Annotated in this window: 4 protein-coding genes; all 4 read right to left on the bottom strand. The window is 49.0% G+C overall.

The features are described 5' to 3' along the window. Positions 1-34 precede the first annotated feature (34 nt). The 4 genes from WDV74_RS09330 to WDV74_RS09315 are packed head-to-tail and all read right to left on the bottom strand — an operon-like array spanning position 35 to position 19,792. Positions 35-838 carry an alpha/beta fold hydrolase gene (locus tag WDV74_RS09330; RefSeq protein ID WP_338882447.1) on the bottom strand — a complete coding sequence of 268 codons (804 nt, stop codon included), beginning with the start codon at positions 836-838 and terminating at the stop codon, positions 35-37. Then, entirely contained in the window at positions 838-1,935 is a 1,098-nt protein-coding gene (locus WDV74_RS09325) for a Gfo/Idh/MocA family oxidoreductase (RefSeq protein WP_338882445.1), read from the bottom strand. Before WDV74_RS09325 ends, WDV74_RS09330 begins: the two co-directional genes overlap by 1 nt. Next, complete coding sequence (locus WDV74_RS09320; protein WP_338882444.1) at positions 1,932-13,697, bottom strand: amino acid adenylation domain-containing protein; 11,766 nt, start codon at positions 13,695-13,697, stop codon at positions 1,932-1,934. The genes WDV74_RS09325 and WDV74_RS09320 overlap by 4 nt, the downstream gene beginning before the upstream one ends. Then, complete coding sequence (locus WDV74_RS09315) at positions 13,694-19,792, bottom strand: amino acid adenylation domain-containing protein (protein ID WP_338882443.1); 6,099 nt, start codon at positions 19,790-19,792, stop codon at positions 13,694-13,696. Before WDV74_RS09315 ends, WDV74_RS09320 begins: the two co-directional genes overlap by 4 nt. Between the last annotated feature and the right edge of the window lie 6 nt (positions 19,793-19,798).

Raw genomic sequence — 19,798 nt, 5'->3', positions numbered from 1 at the left:
GTCAGTGTGTTCTCTGGGATAGAAAAAGGTGCCATTATGCGAACTCCTTTGAATAAACATATTGCATAAATTGGGTAACCTGAAGAATAAAATTCTGTGGTTTTTGTGTAATGTAAAAATGATCGCCAGCAATTTCTTGGCAGCAATCCGCAAGATTTTGTTTGTCACTTGCAAGCCAATGGCGCCACTGTTGAACTTCCACAGCGGAAGCTTCTTTGTCCTCAGTGCCAGAAAGCAACAATGTGGGGGTTTGTAGTTTTACTGAATCCGGCTGAATAGCGTGGTAATAGTGCTCTGTAGCAAAAAAATCAGCCCGTAACATGGGTAAGAACAGGGCAAGTAGTTCAGGATCTTCCCGTAAAATCGGGCTGCAACCGCCAATATCAATCAGTTGTTCAATGAATTCATGATCAGGCAATCCACTCAGTTTGCGGCGGGATTGAAGATGAGGGGCATGACATCCCGAAAGTACCAATGCCTTGGGAGCACAGAGATGTTGTTCAAGGTGTCGGCAGGTTTCAAAAGCGACTTGCGCTCCCATGCTGTGGCCGACCAGTATCAGGTTTTCTCTCTGTGCGGGAGTCAACGATCTGATCACATCAGAAAGCGACTGAGCCAATGGCGTAATGCGGGTAACAGCATGTTCATTCATACGGCCGTCACGTCCGGGATAAATCACCAGTGAAACCGCAATATCGGAATCTTCCAATGTGGACCAATTCCGAAATGCACTGGTACTGCCCCCAGCAAAGGGGCAGATGAGCAGCGTATATTTAGGTTTGCTATGCGTCGTCAGGCATGGACGGATCATTGGATGGACAGGAAGTTTCCACGTCATCAGTTTTCTTCCTTAATTAGCATCAATTGGGCTGGATCAATCCAGACGGGTGGCTGTAGCTCTTGAGTAACCGGCTCTCCCATCATGCGTAAAATTTGTTGCCACAAGCCTGCCAGCCGCAATTGGTAATCGTAGCTAAAAGCAGGGGGGCAGAATGCCCCATTCAATACTGAATTCAAGGTATTGAGGAGGCGTGCCACACCTTCGGCACCATCACATTCAAATGCAGTCATCCAATTTTGCGTTGCCGGACAAAGAATTTGTGATGTTGTCTGGTGCAGATAAGCGCCTTCCGGCTGGCCGGCATTCAGGTAAAGACTCTGTTCATTATTCAGATGGTTTGGTGCATGAAGAACCGGTGTCCAGATAACCGGTCCATAGCTGGCTTCCTGCGTCAGATAACCGGCCGGCCAAATTAGCGTCATTTTATGCATGACCAGGTTGTGCATATCGGGATCCCTGGGATCCAGATAGGATTGAACATCTAACGTTATTGTGGTTCCCGCTATGCTGAGTTCAAAGCGATGAAATGCATTGTTCCGCTGACCTACATAAGCTATCTCAATCTGTTCCGGGCAATGACAGCCCTGTAACAACAGATCAAGGGCGGAAAAAAGTAACTGGCGGCTGGTTGCCAGATAGCCACTTACCGGACGTTGCTGTGATAATTGCTCGATTTGATGAGCCGCATGTAACCAACTTCTGCCAGCCTGACATTGGCTGTAAAAGCTGTTTACCCAAAACATCGCATTATGCTGGTTAGCTGTTGATTGGTGTCTTTTGATCGCTTCTGCATCAAGAGGATGTTCCTGAATGACCGAAATGCCCCGTGCCAATAACGCCTGAGTTAATTGGTCGCCTTCGCCACCAATAACCTCTGCGCGTATGACCACACAGGCAATATCGATATCATCCGGCAATTCATCCAATGAACGGAATAGGGGGACATTGAAATCGCGGGCAAGTTGTTGTGAACGAGGACTTCCTTGCGCCAGAATTCCGGCCAGTTCCAGATCTGACCGAGGCTGTAGAAACGCATTAAGATACAGTTCACCAAATTTTGAACCGACAATCAGAACCCGCCGTAGCTTTATCATATGTTCTCCTTAACAGTTGGAGCTAAACTCAGGATGTTTTTCAGACACGCAACCAGAGAGCCGACATGTTTGTGGAATAGGCTGTAATGATCACCATCAAGCTGTGTCACATTGACTGGCCCGAAAGCCTGCCAGCCAAGATCAGTTGAGGTAATGGTTGTTGAATCGAGGTAATCCATAAAATCAGGCAATGCCTGTCTTGCCCGAATAAGGCTGAAAGGTTGTGAAGTTTGTGGTGGACAATAGTCAAGCAATGCCCGCAGATTATGCTGCCAGATGGCGTAAAGCTCAGCCAGTGAGTTATCCATCTGTGCAGATTGCGGTAAGGCTTGGTGCAATGCTTGCAGGAAGGTTTCCGTGTTTGCTGTGATAGCACTGTTATCCAGCTCCAGCCCAGGGAATTGTCCTTGTAAATCGAGCAGGAAATGACGATGGCAGCATGTATCATCCAGCGTCAGATCCGTGCGCACATTCGGCGCGAAACTATCAATCAGGATGCAATGGGAAACACTTTCACCGGCAGCACGTAATTGATGGGCTATTTCATAAGCCACTAATCCACCGAAAGACCAACCCGCCAGTGCATAAGATCCTTTAGGCTGGAATTTACGGATTTGACTGATGTAATCCGTGGCCAGCGCAACGACAGAAGGTTTATCGGTATTCATGCTTTCTGGCGCAAATGCCAGGCCAATCATGCGCTGGGCGTCAAAATTGGCAGCCAAATGACGGTATCCCAACAGGTGCCCACCAATTGGATGGACGATAAACAAGGTGGAGTCTTCTAAGGTGGATCGTTCTAAGGTAGATCGTGCAATGTTCCCTTTGTTTAATATCACGCCTTGACACGTATTTTCTGGGTGGTGCTCAATAAATTCCGCCAGTGAATGTACGGTATCGTAAGTTTGCAACAGGCTGAGCGGGTATTGGCGATTAAATGTCTGATTGATTTGCACCATTAAGCGTACTGCTGCCAGAGAATCCCCGCCAAGAGTAAAGAAACTTTCATGCACGTTAATATCTTGTTGCTCTAATACGGCTTCCCAAAGGTTTAATACCGTTTGTCCTGTCGCGCTGAGAGTCACTGATGGTGCTGAGTCATTTTCTTGCACTTTTTCAACCAGAGTTATTAATGTAGGTCTGTCGATTTTACCGTTGTCGGATACAGGTATCGTATCGAGAATGATAAAGCGCTGTGGACACATCCAAACTGGCAAGGTTTGCTGCAACCAGTGCGGCAGTATCGGTAACAGTTCGGCAGATATTGGCGCAGTATCGGTTAAACGTAAGCCGGCGACGAGCTGCAATGCTCCGTTTGACGTCGTATGCGCAAAGACTATCGCTTGTTGTATGTCAGGGTGTTCACATAAGCGATGCTCGATTTCGCCCAGTTCAATCCGGTAACCCCGAATTTTAATCTGGTGATCATTGCGCCCCAGAAATTCGATATTACCGTCTGGCCGCCAGCGACCTAAATCACCGGTACGGTAGAGCCGCTCACCTGTTTGGGGATGAATGATAAAGGCTTGTTGCGTTTTTTCTGTATCATTCCAATAACCCAAGGCAAGTCCACGTCCACCAATATAAAGCTCGCCGGTTACCCAGACCGGACAAGGTGACAATGCTGAATTAAGCACATAGAAAGTCTGATTAGCCAAAGGCTTGCCATAGGGAATGCTGCTCCAATGAGGCTCGACGTGTGCGATAGGATAAGCAATAGACCATATTGATGCTTCGGTTGCGCCGCCCAAACTGAGCAGGTTAAGCGCAGGGCGAAGGGCAGACAATTTTGCCGGCAAATGGGTGGGTATCCAGTCACCACTCATCAATATCCAACGCAGGCTATTTAGAGAATGAGAATAGCTTCGGGCATATTCCTCAAGCAGTTGCACAAATGCTGGCACGGAATTCCAAACAGTGACCGATTCTTGTTGTAACCATGCCAGCAGTTTGTCAGGTTGTTTAGTGTCTCCAGGAGCAGGAATAACCAGTTTTGCCCCACGGCTCAATGTGCCAAAGAGGTCATAAACGGAAAGATCGAAGGTTAACTCTGATATTGCCAATACGCTATCGTGCTCATTGAGCGCAATGCGTTGATTAATATCCAAGATCGTGTTGACAGCACCCTGATGGTCTATCATTACGCCCTTTGGTTTTCCGGTCGAGCCGGAGGTGAAGATGACATAAGCTAAATCTTCGGGGTGTACAGCTAAACGTTGTGCTTCGGTGACAGGTAAGTGATTGAGCCATGTTTCATCCAGAGAGATGACATGGGTATGTTCAGGCCAATTCAGCTGTTGAGCAAACTTAGGTTGCGTCAGTACAGTATCAACTTTCCCTGATGCCAATAGCTGGTGGATCCGCTGTTGCGGATAACTGGCATCAATAGGCAGATAAGCCCGTCCTGCGAATAAAATCGCAAGAACGGCGACAACCTGTTCCCAGCCTTTTTCCATGACCACACCAATCAGGGATGAAGCCTGATTTTCCTGTGCTTGCAGATGGGCTGCCAGTGTTAGGCTTTGTGACCACAAAGTGCGATAGTCAATCTGACGAGAGGTATCAACTACAGCGGTACGTTGTGGGTAACGATTTACTGCCTGTTCAATGAGCGAGCAGAGCGTGTGTGATGGAAACACGTTTTTTGTCGCATTACTGTTCTGGCACAAAGCGCGATCACTTGCTGGCAGCCAGTCAGGCAGCGGGGTATTCCATGAGTAATCCGGTTCGAGCAAGGCAGTGATACACGCTTGATAATGGGCAAACATGTTTTCCGCAACCTGAGGCTGGAACAGTTGTGGCAAGATCGCCCATTGTATGGTGACACCACCTTCTGTGCCGGAAATTAACATACAGTCGAGATAAACATGGGGAGTTTGCGCACCAAAAAGATTGAGTGTTCCCAACCCTGCTGGTCCTTTACCCGCTGTGCCGGTTGTATCGTTGAATACAATTGGCATACCCGCGTTGAGGTTGTGGCGATGTTGGTTTTTCTCCCTGAGTACCCGTTGCCCGTCAAACAGCGCGTGTTGAAGATCGGCCAGCCATTGCCGCTGTATCCGGCTTACAGCCTCACTAAACCCTGTGATATTACGCAGATCCACTTCCAGCAATGATGTGGTAGACAGATTGCCGACTAACGTATCGCAATACTGAGGTATTAACAGGCGGTTACCATGCAGGACATTGATTGTAAAATGCTCGTTACTGCTCCACACGGATAAAACATGGGTAAATAGCGTTAGCATCACTTGTGACGGTGATATGCGGTATTCTGCTGCACGCTGTTGCAAACGCTGCCATTGTTGTAGGCTGATATGTCCGGTCAGGCACTGTTGATTGAGTTGCTGTGACTGGTGATCTTGCAGTGGTAACACCGGAGCATCCGGCAACGAAGGTAAGCGATCAAGCCAGTATTGCCGGCTTTGTTGCCAGGTTTCTCCGGTTTCTTCATTCTCCAGTGCCTGAATATAGTCGCCAATTGTTGCTGCCGGTGGCGCTGGCTGCCAGTCAGGTTCCTGATACCAATGGTGTAAATCGCGCAGGATTAACGTCAGGCTCTTACCATCCGCAACCAACAGGTCGATGGTCAAATGCAATAAATGCGTCCGATCATCGGTATGGTACAGGGTTAAATCAAACAGCGGCCAGTTGTCGCTGGGAACGCCTTGAGTTCGTAGCGTGTCGCGGGCATGATGCAGTTGCATCTCGCGTTCATTCGGCAGCATGGCACGGCAATCAATAACTGTCGGTGTATAGCGGGGAACTTGCGGCAAAATATGATATTGCCCATCCTTCACATAACCACGTAGTTGCGCATGATGGTTTATCACACGGTTCCAGGCGTGGGTAAAACGAGGCAGATCAAGCCCGTTGATAGCCAGCTCAGCATAGAAATGAGCGATACCGTTACCAAATTGAAACAGTTGGCTCTCTCCCAACCAATAAGCGTATTGCAGTGCGGTCAGTGGCAAAATTTGCTCAGATGCAGGCTCAGTTTGCTGCGATATCGCAAGTGTCTCTGGATGGGGTTCGGTTACCCGCAGAGTACGGCAAAATTCACTCAACTTAGGATGTTCGAATAACTGTTGTAGATTGGCTTGTTCGTAACCCTGACGACGTAGTTGCACGACCATTCGGGTGGCAATCAGGCTGTCACCGCCACTTTGGAAAAAGTCACTGTGGCGCTGTATTGACTGAGGCAGCAGTGAACGCCAGAGCGCAATGACTTGTTGTTCAATCTCATGAAGCTGACCATCTTCTGTGTCTGGTTGTCCGGTTTCCGCGATTAACGGTTGTACCATGCTCTCTTTCGCTGTCACTATCAACGGCAATTGCTCTTGCTGTTGAATATGCAATGAGTAAGGCAAGGTAGAAAATTGGGCGGTTATTTCACTGATATTAAGCCGTGCTTGTTGTTCAGCTCGTGCCAGGATCAGTTGTTGATGCAGTTCAGGCCCGTTTTGCCCCGGCCATTCTAATGAAACCCGATAACCGGACTGCGTCAGGCAATTACGCCAACCCGCAAGTTCCATCAATGCACTATTACCATGATCATCACCGCGATCATCAACCCAGGCGTTAATACCTTCAATAAATCCGACACTGGTGAGTTGCATGGCGCTTTCGCGTTTGGTTGATTCAATAATTAGCAACCATCCGCCGGCTTTCAATAATCGGGAGAGGCGTCGCAGGGTATTCTTCAGATGGAGCGCATCATGTAATACGTTAACCGCCATAATCAGGTCATAACCGGATGCTGGGTGCTGACTAAAATCAATACGCTGATTAATATCAAACAGGGCAAATTTTACCGTTTCGCCGTAGTGATGGAGTAACTGGCGTGCGTCATCCAGGAATAGTGGTGAAACATCAGTAAAATGGTAGTTTTGAATGGCGTGTGCATTGTGTGCCAATACCTTCTCTGAAGTTGCACCGGTTCCTGCTCCGACTTCCAGTACAGTGAAATGTTCGGATGTCTGGCTCAATTGTCGGACAATTTCAGCGGCAGCCTGGTTCAGGCAACGTAATGCGGGGTTCTCACTGTAGAGGCTGGCAGTGATTTGTTTATCGGCAAACAGCAGTTCCAATGCATTGCCACGTCCGGCAAGCAGGCTGTCATGTTGTTCGATACAGGTTGCTATATATCGGCTGATGGTTTGACACCACTGTGCATCATCCAGTTTTGCTGTAGGAGCCGGAACATGGCTAAGTGGTTGCAGACAACGGTATCCGTCAGCGATTTTTTCAATAAATCCCTGGCTGTTGAATAGTGCCAGCCATTGAGTCAGCAGGCGTTGATACTGTGGTGCCAGTTGTAAGCGTTGTTCAATCTCTGCACGAGAGTGATATTGTTGTGCAGCAGTGAATAAGTTATGGCGCAGTAAAGTTTGGCTCAGGCCAAATAATGCTTGTTGCTCAATATGTTGCCAGGAGCGTTCAAACGCTTGTTGTTCTGCTAACGTGGGGAGCGGTAAGGTATCGGTGTTGATAACCTGTGGTTCTGGCAGTGATAAGGGCAAATGATCTTCTGCAACCAACCACAGGTTGTAACCTTGTGTATCATCCTGACGTGGCTGAATTTCTGCCAACCGTATTTCAGGCTTAGTACGCAGATAATGTTCGGCTTGACGCAATTCAGGGTGTTGTGGCCAGAAGTCATAACGCGTATGACCAGATGGTGGCGTATGCAGGTCGTAATACGCCATGTGTTCAGGCTGGCGACAAATTTGCACTAACAGTGCATTATAAGCGGCAAACAGTGACTCAATAACACCTGCCTCTAACACATTATCCATGCAGTACCAGTTAAACAGCAGATCACCATCGACTTCCATGACCTGATGATCTAACCAGACTTGTGGCGTCTGGCTCAGAACAAAGACCGGATCGCCCAGTAATTGGGTGATGGATTGTTTGATAGCGACGCCTTCTTGTGCCATTCCTAACATACTGGTGAAAACGACCGGTGTCAGCGGCTGCCTGCTTTGGGTTTCACCGTTTTGTTGGCGGCCAAGTTCCCGCAATACCTCAACACCATTGACATGGCTATGGCTCAACCGTTGCCAGAGCAAAGCCTGGGTTTTTTCCATGCTGGCTCGTAGGGACGTTGTCTTGCGTAAATCAAAATCCATCAACATCACCGAGGTAAAATCACCAATCAGCTCTTGCACCTCTGGATGGAAAGGTTGCCGGTTAAAGAATGTCAGGTTGAGCGTAAACAGCGGATGACGGCTGTACCATTCAAGGGTATGGGCAAACAGCGTCAACAGACCTGCAGAAGGGGTAACTCCCCATCTTTTCCAGCTTTGTTTGAGACATTGCCAGTCAGATTGTGCCAATCGACCTTCATAAGTTGTGAATTGTGGTTGGCTACGTTGGGGCAATTGTGGCGCCAACGGTAATCGTGGCGCCGGTGGCAATGAAAGTAGTTGTTCCTGCCAGTATGCCCATGATGCCCGCCACTCTTTACTTTCACGTTGCGCTTGTTCTGCCATCACATAATCGCGGAAAGTAAATGCTTGTGGGGCGAGAGGTTGTTGATGATAAGCGAGTTGTAGATCATCCATCATGATCCTGAAACTCTGTACATCAAACTGCAACAGATCCAGGTTCATATGTAAGCGACAACGTTCATTCGGTAGCAGTGATACAGAGACGTCAAACAGTGGCCACTGTTCTGCCGGTGGTACTTGGTAGGAGAGAGTATGGCGACGCTGGGCTAATGCCTGTTCGCAGGCGGTATCATCCAGTGTACGCAAATCAGCCTGAGACAGAACATACCACGATGTTTCCGGCAATATTCTTTGTTGCCCGTCTTCATCGACTATCATGCGCAACATGCCATGACGCTGAATCAACGCATTCCATGCCTGTTCAAAACGCGGGATATCAAAGCTATCCAGTGCCAGATCCCATTCAAATAAGACATGACAAGCAACACCCCCAAAATCAATGGCCTGTGTACGACCAATCCAGTAGGCGTGCTGAATGGGTGTCAGAGGGAAGGGGGCGTGGTGCTGGGCGCTGTCAACAATTACCGCTGGCTGGGAAGAGGTGACAGGCTGTTTAGGCAGGGCATCGCCAATGAGCGTATTAAGCCCCGCCAGCGTCATATTTTGGTAAGCCAAACCTGCGGTCAACCTAAAGCCAAATTGCTGGTGGATCGCCGCGTTTAACTCCAGGAATAGCAGGGAATCCAAACCGAATTGCAATAGATCTTGGTGCGGCTCTAAATGTTCAATTTGTTCCAGACGTAATAATGTTGCAACATGCTGACGCAGCCAGTTAAGCCGTTGTTCATTGTCCTGATACAACGTGTTATCGGCAGAAAGTGACGAGGTAGTATCGGACACACCAGCCTGTAAGCGCCGCAAAATATCAGGGTGATGTTCATCTAACCGCATTGCCAGATAGCAAGCTGATGAAGTATGCAAAGATTGGTTGAGATGCCAGATACCTTCATTTGTGCTGAACGGTAACATGCCATCTTGCGCCAGTTTTTCTACCAACCGTCGGTCGCTGGCCATACCAATGCCACCCCAAACGCCCCAAACCAACGTTTTAACCATTAATTGATTTGGTGCTGTCAGCGCTAAGGATTCCAGGCAAGCGTTGGCGATTGCATAAGCACCTTGCCCTTGGGCACCTAGCATTGATGCAGCAGATGCGTGCAACAGCAGGTACTGTGCATGATGTTGTTGGAGCGCAGTTTGCAGTGCCGATGCGCTGTGAGCTTTGACGGATAATATTTGTGACAGGTGTTGACGCTCAAGTTTTGCCAGCGGGGTGTGGTCAGCAATGCCTGCGGCATGGATCGCGCCAGCAATACGATCTTCTTGTGCCAGAGTTTGCACCGCATTTAGCAAGGCTGACGTATCAGTGACATCAAGGTTAACCCAACGTATTTCACATTCGTTATTCAATGACAATTCTTGCACAAAATCATCCCAATCAGCCTGTTTGCGGCGGGCAAACACGGCAATTTTGCGCGCACCCTGGGATAGCAACCAACGAATGGAAATGCGACCGATACCGCCCATTCCACCCGTAATAATGTGCCAACCCTGATGAGGAATGGATACCGGCTGCGGTGATAATGGTAATGGCTGGCGCTGTAAAACAGGGACAGCGATTTGGTTTCCACGTACTCGCAGCCAGCGATTGTGCACTTGATGGCCTTCATCCAGATAGCCAAGTGCGAATGATAACGCGTCAGCGTCGTTGACATCAGCGATATCAACCGCCTGAATGCGACGATGGGGGTATTCTTCAACGGCAACACGCAGCAAGGCCCAAATAGCATATTGGGCGGGATTGATATCCTCTTTTAACAAGGTGGATTCTGGTTGAGCGCAGCTGGTTATAACGGTTAACGGTGTTGTTTCGTCGCGTTTTAGTTCATGAATAACCTGATCACATAATTCTGCAACATCATTGCCTGCGAGCAGCAATAACGTATTGCCACTTTCAGGTTGTAAATGAATACCGGCCTGACGCCAATGACTTGTCGTCTCGCTATTTGCTGTTGAAGAGCGAAGCGTATAGGGCGTTGAAGATTTCTGTCTATCCGCGGTGTTTATTGGGCGCCAATGCAAGACATAGTGAGTATCAGGGCATGGTTGGGGGGCGGGAAGCCAGGCTTTTGCCACCGTTTGGGGTGCCATTGATTGACGAGGCAGATCAGCACGATCACTTAACAGAGCGAATAGGCGCTCACCAGCATAAATTAGTGCCGGGAAAGCCGCGAATAAACGCGCCTCCAATAACCGGCGTCTGGCATAAGGCAAGGCACGGTAAGGACGATATATTTTACTTACCGCTGGAACGGAAATTTCCTGGTAATAGCCTTGCTGTACACAGTGGGTTAATAGCTGCTCCAGCAACGGACGCCAGCAGGGTTGTAGCCGACCAGCCCGAATGGTGTCGATGGCACTGAAACCTTGTTCAGCGTCACGCCCATGGCACTGATATATCAATGCATCGGTATACAATGCCCGCAATATCGCTGCATCAGGGTTTTGCTCAATGGCAGGATCAAGCAGGGAATTGACATCAAGCTCAATAAGGCTATTGGCTAAAGATTGTCCGGTTTTATTGGCAGGTAATTCGGTTGCAGAGAAGCTGTAATGCTGCCCATCAAATGGATAGAGTGGCGCATGGCATTTTACTCCGGCAAAGGGGAAAAGATGCGGCCAGTCAAGATGCGCACCGGCACAGTAAAGTTGCATAAGTGCCGTTTGTTGAGCTGCCTCTGGGGAGCGTTGACGATGTGTACTCGCAATCCAGGTTTCCTGTGGCAGACTGCCACGTCGTCCGATCCCTGTTAGTTGTGCATCAGCCCCAAATTCCATGAACAGTGCAACACCTTGCTGGCGGGCAAACTCGATGGCCTGGTGATAACGTACCGTGTGGCGCATATGGTTACACCAGTAATCTGGTGAACCTAATTGCTCATCACTTGCCAGATTGGCTGTCAAAGTAGAAATGAGCGGAATTTCTCCCGATGCAGGTTGTAACCGGCTGCAATACAGGGAAAAGTCTGCCAGAACAGGATCAAGCATGGCTGAATGTGCGGCACAGGCAACCTTAAGCCGTTGGCAGCGGATCTGCTGCTGTGCCAGACGTTGTGCCAGAAGCTCAATTTCTGTCTCAGTGCCGGCCCAAACCCAGTGTTGTGGGCCATTGCAAACCGCCAGATCCAAAGATAATGAATCAGTAACAGGACAAATATCTTCTTCGTTGGCAAAGACTGCCAGCATTGCTCCTCCCTGGGAGCAGTTTTGCATCAGTTTGCCGCGAGCGGCGACCAGCGGCATGATTTGTTCAGGCGTAAAAATTCCGGCAACAACGGCAGCTGCGAATTCACCAACGGAATGCCCGAGGACATAATCCGGTTTGAGCCCAAGTGCACGCCAATGGGCTGCCAATGCAATTTGGTGTGCCACAATGGCCGGTTGTGCATATTCGGTAGTCGCTAATGCAGCATCATGCTCGCCGAACATAACGGCTTTTAATGGCAGCGCTAACTCGCAAGCACAGGCCGCACAGCAACGATCTAACATGGCGGAGAAAACCGGAGAGCTGGCATACATGGCTTTTCCCATGCCAGGCCATTGGCATCCCTGACCGCTGAATTGCCACAATTGCTTGTTTTCATTCTTAGCTTGTCCGCTAAAAATGTTCGGTGTTGGTATATTGCCTGCAAAAGCGGATAAACTGGCCGCATTTTTCCCTATATCGTGTGGTGATATTGTCAGCGCTAAACGCCAGGGCAGTGAAATATCGCGCCCTTGTAAGGCAGTCCAGGCCAGATCGGCATAACGTTCAGGGGTATTATTGAGCGCAGTCGCGTAGCGTTGTGCCAATTGACGCAATGAGGATTCAGAAGCCGCGGAGAGCAGCAACGGCGCTGTTGGTGAATGATTGACATCACGGCGGTGTAATTCTGTTGGCAATGATTGCACCACAATATGACAGTTGGTGCCGCCAATACCGAATGAAGAAACGCCGGCAGTTCGTAATTCTTGCGTCCAACGTTGTCCTTGTGTTGCCAGCCTGAATGGGCTTTCTTGCAACCGTAATGCCGGATTGGGTTGCTGTACATTGATTGTTGGAGGAATGTAACCATGCCAGACGGACAGAACCGCTTTGATCAAACTGGCAATGCCTGCGGCAGTATCGAGATGGCCGATATTGCTTTTCACGGAGCCAAGGTAACAAGGCGGAACTGCTCCACTGCGGTCAGAGAATACAGTGCGTAATGCATCAACTTCTATGGGATCACCAAGGGGTGTTCCTGTGCCATGTGCTTCAATCATGCCGATGTCATCAATGCCGACATCAGCCAGTTGTAATGCTTCGCTAATCACACGGCGTTGGCCATTCACTGAAGGTGCAGTAAAGCCCACTTTTTCGTTGCCATCGTTATTAATGGCACTGCCACGCAATACGGCCATGATGGGATCGCCGTCGCGTAAGGCATCACTCAGACGTTTCAATGCAACAACACCAACACCATTGCCACCGTAGGTGCCATTTGCCTGGCTATCAAAAGGACGACAATGCCCGTCAGGTGAGAAGATCATCCCGGGTTGATACAAGTAACCACTCTCTTGTGGGAAAGAAACCGCCACACCACCGGCCAGAGCCATGTCACACTCACCGGAACGCAGGTTCTCGCAAGCCATATGTACGGCAACCAGTGAACTTGAGCAGGCTGTTTGTACGGTGAGGGCAGGCCCTTTCAGATTTAATTTATAGGCAGTACGAGTCGCAAGATAATCTTTATCGTTACTCATTAATGCCTGTAACCCTTTCACTTTGCCAACATCGGTCATCGCAAACTGTGACCACGAAGGCCAGGTACTGATCCGGCTGCTACCAAAGACACCGGTTTTCAGGGCGATATTTCGTGGCGCATAACCGGCATGTTCAAGCGCGTGCCAGGCTGTTTGTAGGAATAGACGCTGTTGAGGATCGAGCATTTCTGCTTCCTGACGCGAATAGCCAAACAGTGTGGCATCAAATTGTTCCGCGTTTTCCAGTATTGCCGCCTGATTGACAAAGTTTTCACTATCAATGACTTCAGGAGGAATACCTGCATCCAATAATGCTTGACGGGAAAGTGTCGTCGTACACTCAATCCCCTGTTGCAGGTTATGCCAAAAAGTATCGCTATCTGGTGCCTGCGGAAAACGACAGGCAAGGCCAATCACTGCGATGGGATCGCAATTATCGTAGTGAGGCGTTAAGTTAGTCATTGTACAGCTCCTTTATGACGTTTTTCCCGTTGTTGCAGACGCTTTTGTTGTTGACGTTGACGAAGGGTAATCGACGGGTGGTTTCCGTCGGGTGTCTCTTTACGGCAACGCAAACTGAGCGTTTCGGGTGTCGGATAGGCAAATAAATCAGTAACAGCAAGATGCTGGAAGCCCGCATGTTGTAATTTGTTATGCAGTTGAATGAGCTGTAACGAGCTGGCTCCTGCCTCAAAAAAGTTCTGTTGTGCATTTATCGGACACTGGGTTACAGATAAAAACAGGCGTTGAATTTCACTGCATATTTGTGGCTCGGCGCCTTCTAAGCGTGATGGTGCCATCGCCACAACAGGATTATCTGTAACGACTGTGTCTTGCTGGCGTGGCAGCAATTGCTCTAAAGCTGAATGCCAACTTTCCGGTTGTGCAACGAGAGTGCGCAATAGCGCCATATAGCTGTTGAACATGCTTTGTAACTGGTGTGGCTCAAATAATTCTTCGACTGCGTCCCAGTTCAGGCAAAGTTCACTGTCAGATTCGTAAACCTGGTGATCCAGCCAGATTTGTGGCGTTTGCGAGATCCCCCAAACCGGTTTCATCCATGATGAACGTGACAGGAACTGTCCTTCATGGGTTCCCAACGCACTGGTGAAAACGACTGGCATAACGGCAGCGTTGGGATCACGGCGCTGTGCCAGTTCGCGCATCACTCTGATTGCTGAAATATGGCGGTGATCCAGATCTTGCCATAGCTGTTGTTGCAGCCGACGCGCACTTGATAACCAGTTTTTCTCTGGATGCCAGGCCAGTAGTGACAATGAGGTGAAATCACCCAGAATATGTTTGATATCCTCATGCCAGTGTGGGCGATCAAACAGCGTCAGATTAAGGGTTAGCTCCGGTCTGGTACTGAATGCGGACAGAACGGTGGCATAAGCGGCAAGCAGGAGCGCAGAAGGTGTTATTTGGTGGGAGGCCGCCTGTTGTTTTAACTGCTCCCATTCCTGTGCAGATAACCGATCGCTATAGCGCACAAAATGCGGAGATTGGACATTTTCTGGCGCAATACGCAATGGTAATTGCGGGGCCAATGGCAATGTTTTCACTCGCTCTTGCCAGTATTGCAGTGAACGCTGGTGTACCGGCATTTGTTGCTGGCGTAATACACAATCACGGAATGTCACTTTCAGTGGCGGTAATGTGTGCTGTTCGTTGAGATATAGCTGCTCTAATTCAGCCAGCAATATCTGCATACTTAACCCGTCTAATAACAGGTTATCCAGACTAACAAATAGTCGGGAAACTGGACTGTTGTCTTGTGCAAGTTGGAAATCGAACACCGGCCAGCGACTGACATCTAATACTTGATGTGACAGGTGGTCGCGTAAGGTGTCTGCTTCAGCCATATCAGCAAATCGGTGTTGTTTAACGGAGAAAAGCGGGACATTTTGCAATATCTGTTGTTGTCCATTAATCACAACTGTCCTGAGCATCGGATGACGTTGGATCAGGCGATTTAACACTCGATTCAGGCGCTGAACATCTAATTGTTCTATCCGGTATTCGATAAAGAAATGTGCACCAATGCCGCTTAGAGCAAAACCAGGATAGCGTCCGACCAGATAAGCTTGCTGAACTTCGGTCAATGGGAAAGGCTGATATTCATCTTGCTCTTCGGGTATTGCATAGGCTTCTGATGCAGTTTCAGATAAATAAGTCAGTGTTGAGGCAAACGCCGCCAATTGCGGGTGACGGAACAGGTGACTGAGTTCGCCTTTGAAGCCTTGTTGTGCCAGGTCACCAATCAAACGGGTAGCTAAAAGGCTGTCACCGCCAAGTTGGAAAAAGTCGCTGTTACGGCCCAATTGCTCTGTATTTAGCAGGCGTTGCCAACTATCGGCAACGGTTTGCTCCACCGCATTTAGTGAGGTTATTTCAGGCTGAGGCGTCGCTGTAGCTGTTTTTGTGGCGAACTGAAGAGATTGTGCCAGCGCCTTGCGGTCGATTTTGCCGTTAGGAGTCAGGGGCAGGTGCGGGATAACATGCAAGCTCTGTGGGATCATATACCCTGGCAAATGTTGTGCCAAAGCGGATTTAATTTTTTCCCGATCAGGTATGGTGACGTTGTCACTTGTTTGCATCAACAACACACTCAAATTGCCGATAGTAATCGGTGTTTCCGCATGTAATGGAAGAAGAGATAACCACTCTGCCGCAGAACGTAACCGAATGCCTTGGGGTGAAAGTAACTCAGCGGTAATCAGGGAAATAGGGGAGGCTTGTTGCAACTCCATTGCCAATACCAACGCTCCCGGCTGTGCCAGTGGAAGCAACGCTTTGATGCAACGTGTTGGGTCCTCCTCACGGTGTAATACATTGTTTAGCAGGATGATATCTGCCTGATGTTGTTGCGATTCTGGCCGGTTTTTCTCAGACCAATATTGTGCTGATGCGTGAGTATAGCCACTTAATCTTGCCTGCATCTGGTTAATCAGAGCCTGAGAACGTTCAAAGCCGATATAAGACAGATGTTGGTCAGTGATATGTTCTGCCAGCCACTGAGCACAGAGGCCGCTGCGGGCATCGAACTCCATCAAAGTAACGGGGCGTTGTAACCGCTGGGACAGGCCAATGATGACGTGTTTCAACCCTGCCAGCCATTGCTGGGTTTCTGGTTGGGCAAAGAGCAGTTGCTCCGGTGCAAATTGCGGATCATCAAGTAATGTGACGGCTGCCTGCTGTCCGGTAAGAATATTACGCAGCGTAGAATGCCAGCGTGCAGGAATGCATTTTGCTTTATGACTGAATGAGGTGGCTGGTAATCCAGCTTGATAGATATGATGTGCAGGTTCAGTCAATAAATTGCATCGGCAAAGGTACGTCAGCATACGGGCAAACCAGTGATGGTATTCCGGCTGAGGTTGATATTGCGTCAGACAATCAGTGAGCGATTGCGGTGAAGTCAATGTAATGCCGTAATGCGACAGGTGTTCAAGCAGGAATGGCGCAACTTCGTCATGATGATTATCATCGGTTATTGCCTGCATTGCAGGGAACAGATCACGATAGTGTGTTGGTAATTGTGGGGCACGATTTATGCGTTGGCATAAAGTATCACCTTCCAACTCCAGGAATGCCACCAGAGACTTTTCTTTTTCACCACGGGCTAAGGCAACACCTTTACTGATACCGGTTACTTGACTGAGGGCGGCATCAATTTCTCCCAGTTCAATCCGGTAACCCCCAATTTTCACCTGGCTATCACGGCGTCCCATAAATTCAAGCCAGCCTTCGGGGTGATAACAACCCAGATCTCCAGTACGATACCAGCGTTCTCCCTGATCAATGACAAATTGGGTAGCCGTGCGTTCTTCATCATTAAAATAGCCTAGCGCTACACCAGCACCCCCAATCCACAGTTCACCGACAACCCAGTCAGGGCAATCACGGCCATCTTCACCAACTACGCGGTAACGCTGGTTAGTGAGAGGATATCCATAAGGGATAGAACGCCACTGCGGGTCAATTTCCTTCACGATATATTCATTTGACCAGATAGCCGCTTCCGTTGCGCCGCCCATTGCACTTAATACACCATCAGGATTGAACGCACGGTAACGCTCAGGCAGTGACAAACCGATCCAATCCCCGGACAACATCACAGTACGAAGTGTTTTCGGGGCATCAACCTCCATCCCTTCACAATAGGTCAGCAACATATCAAACAGTGCCGGTACACTGTTCCACAACGTAACGTGATGACGCTCGATCAGCATTTCCCAGGTTGATGGATCGCGGCGTTGTGCTTCATCAATTAAGACCAGTGCGCCTCCTGCACTGAGAATGCCAAAAATGTCATACACAGAGAGGTCGAAATGCAGGGCAGAGAGTGCCAGTAAACGGTCATGGCTTTGCACTTGATGACGGCGATTGATATCCAGACAGGTATTCAGTGCGCTTTGATGGCTAATCACCACACCTTTTGGCATACCAGTTGAACCGGAGGTATAAATGATATAAGCCGGATCAGTCACCGCGCGCTTAGCCATGTGAGTTAAGGGCAGTAACGGCTCATTTTGGTGCCAGGAAATGCAATGTATATCCTGTGACCAGGTATTATTCTGCTGCTTAGGATCAATAATCACGACATTGATTCCGGCACTTTCACAGATAGCGCGACGTCGGCTTAGTGGTTGATCCACGGGAACCGGAACATAAACACCGCCGGCATAAAGTACAGCGAGCACAGCGACAATTTGTCCAATGCCTTTTTCCATGCTAATGGCAACGCGATCTCCCGATATAACCGACGCTTTTTGCAGTACGGCGGCTAATCGGCGGGCGGCCAGACTGAGGTCGCCATAACTTATTTGTTCATGATGGGCTATTAAAGCCACAGCATTTGGTGTGCGTTCTGCTTGTGTAAACACCGCTTCATGCAACAAAGCATTAGGTAAAGGTTCAACCGTGTTATTAATTTGGTGTCGCAGACGGTATTGTGACCCAGGCATCAGATCCGGTAATTTTTCGTGCCATTGTGTTGCGTTTTCCGTCAGGTTTTCAATCAGCCCTTGATAGGTTGTGAATAGCGTATCCATCAGGCCGTCAGGGAAAAGTTCATCGTTGCTATCCCACTGGATGTTCAGGGCGTTTTCATGTTCAAAGGCAACAAAATCCAGCCATACCTGGGGGGTTTGTGATATTCCCCAGCTTGGTTTTCCCAGGACATCACCGGTATTTTCACCATATAAAGGCCGGCCTAAATTGCTGGTGAACACAACCGGTGCACCATGTGGGTGGTTACCTCGCTTCTTGAGTTCACGCAGAACTTCGACACCAGACCAGTGACGATGCTCGTAAGCCTCGGTAAATGTTGCTTGTGCATCCTGAGCCAGTTGGCTGAACGGTAAATTATCGCCGGGGATGTCCAACAGCAAAATATTGGTAAAATCGGCCAGAATGTTGTCAACCGCGTTATGCAGCGGAGCTCTGTCAAATAGCGTCAGGTTGAACAACAAGCGTGTTGCATTGCTCCAACGGCACAATAAAGCGGCAAATGCCGTCGCCAATGCCATCGTTGGCGTCACGCCATTTTGTTGCGCGAGTTGTTTAAAACGTTCCCAATGTTCAGGCGATAAACGAAAACACCTGCGCTGGATCCGAACATTTTTTATCAGAGAAGGATCTCTGGCCAGAGGAAGTTGAGGGGCAGGTGGCAAGGTGTCTAATCGGTTACGCCAGAATTCCTCTGCTTCCTGTCGGGCTTGCTTAAATTGAGCCTGATATTGTGTCAGGTAACTGCAAAAATCATAGTCAGAAGAAATGGCAGGCAGGCTGCGTTTGGCAATTAATGCCGCCAGTTCGGTAAAGAACAGGCTAAAACTGGCGGCATCCATGATCAGCAGATCGATATTAGTATGTAGCCGATGTTGTTTATCGCCAAACAGGCTAAGCTGAATATCAAACGTTTCCCCTTCTTCAACCCGTAATACACGATGGCTTAATTGGTTACGTATGTTATCCAGCGCTTGTTGCTGTTCATCAATGGACTGATGGCGGAGATCGTGAACCGTTAATTTTTTCCAGTAAGCGCGGGGCATACCTTGCTGGCGACCATCCGGCAAAAAACGCACACGTAACATCGGATGGCGCTGGATCAGTAGGTGAATAGCCGCTTCCAGTCGTTCAGGCTCCAGCCCGATACCATCAAACTCATGATACAAATGACAACCCACACCTCCCAACGTTTGCTCCGGTGAACGCCCAACAAAATAAGCATGTTGTACCGCCGTCAATGGGAATGGATTCGCATCAACAATCCGTGGCTGTGGCGTTGTTTCTTGGGGAACTGTATGAGTGACAGGGGCATAGCGTTGCAGAAGCTGACTCCAGGCATACAGCGTTGGCTTTTGGTAAAGTTCGCGCAGAGTGACACGATGGCCCTGGCGTCTAAACTGGTTTAGCAATGCCATGATTTGCATTGAATCCAGCCCATGGCGAATTAAATCATCATGATCGCCCACCAAAATATTTTTTTGATTAAACAGGCCAGCGATAAGCTGGCGCAGTGAATCAGGAGAGTGAAGGTCCATGTGCATAAGTAA

The organism is Xenorhabdus sp. TH1, from assembly GCF_037260955.1.
Classification (GTDB): Bacteria; Pseudomonadota; Gammaproteobacteria; order Enterobacterales; family Enterobacteriaceae; genus Xenorhabdus; species Xenorhabdus griffiniae.
This window is presented reverse-complemented; position numbering and strand designations above follow the sequence as displayed.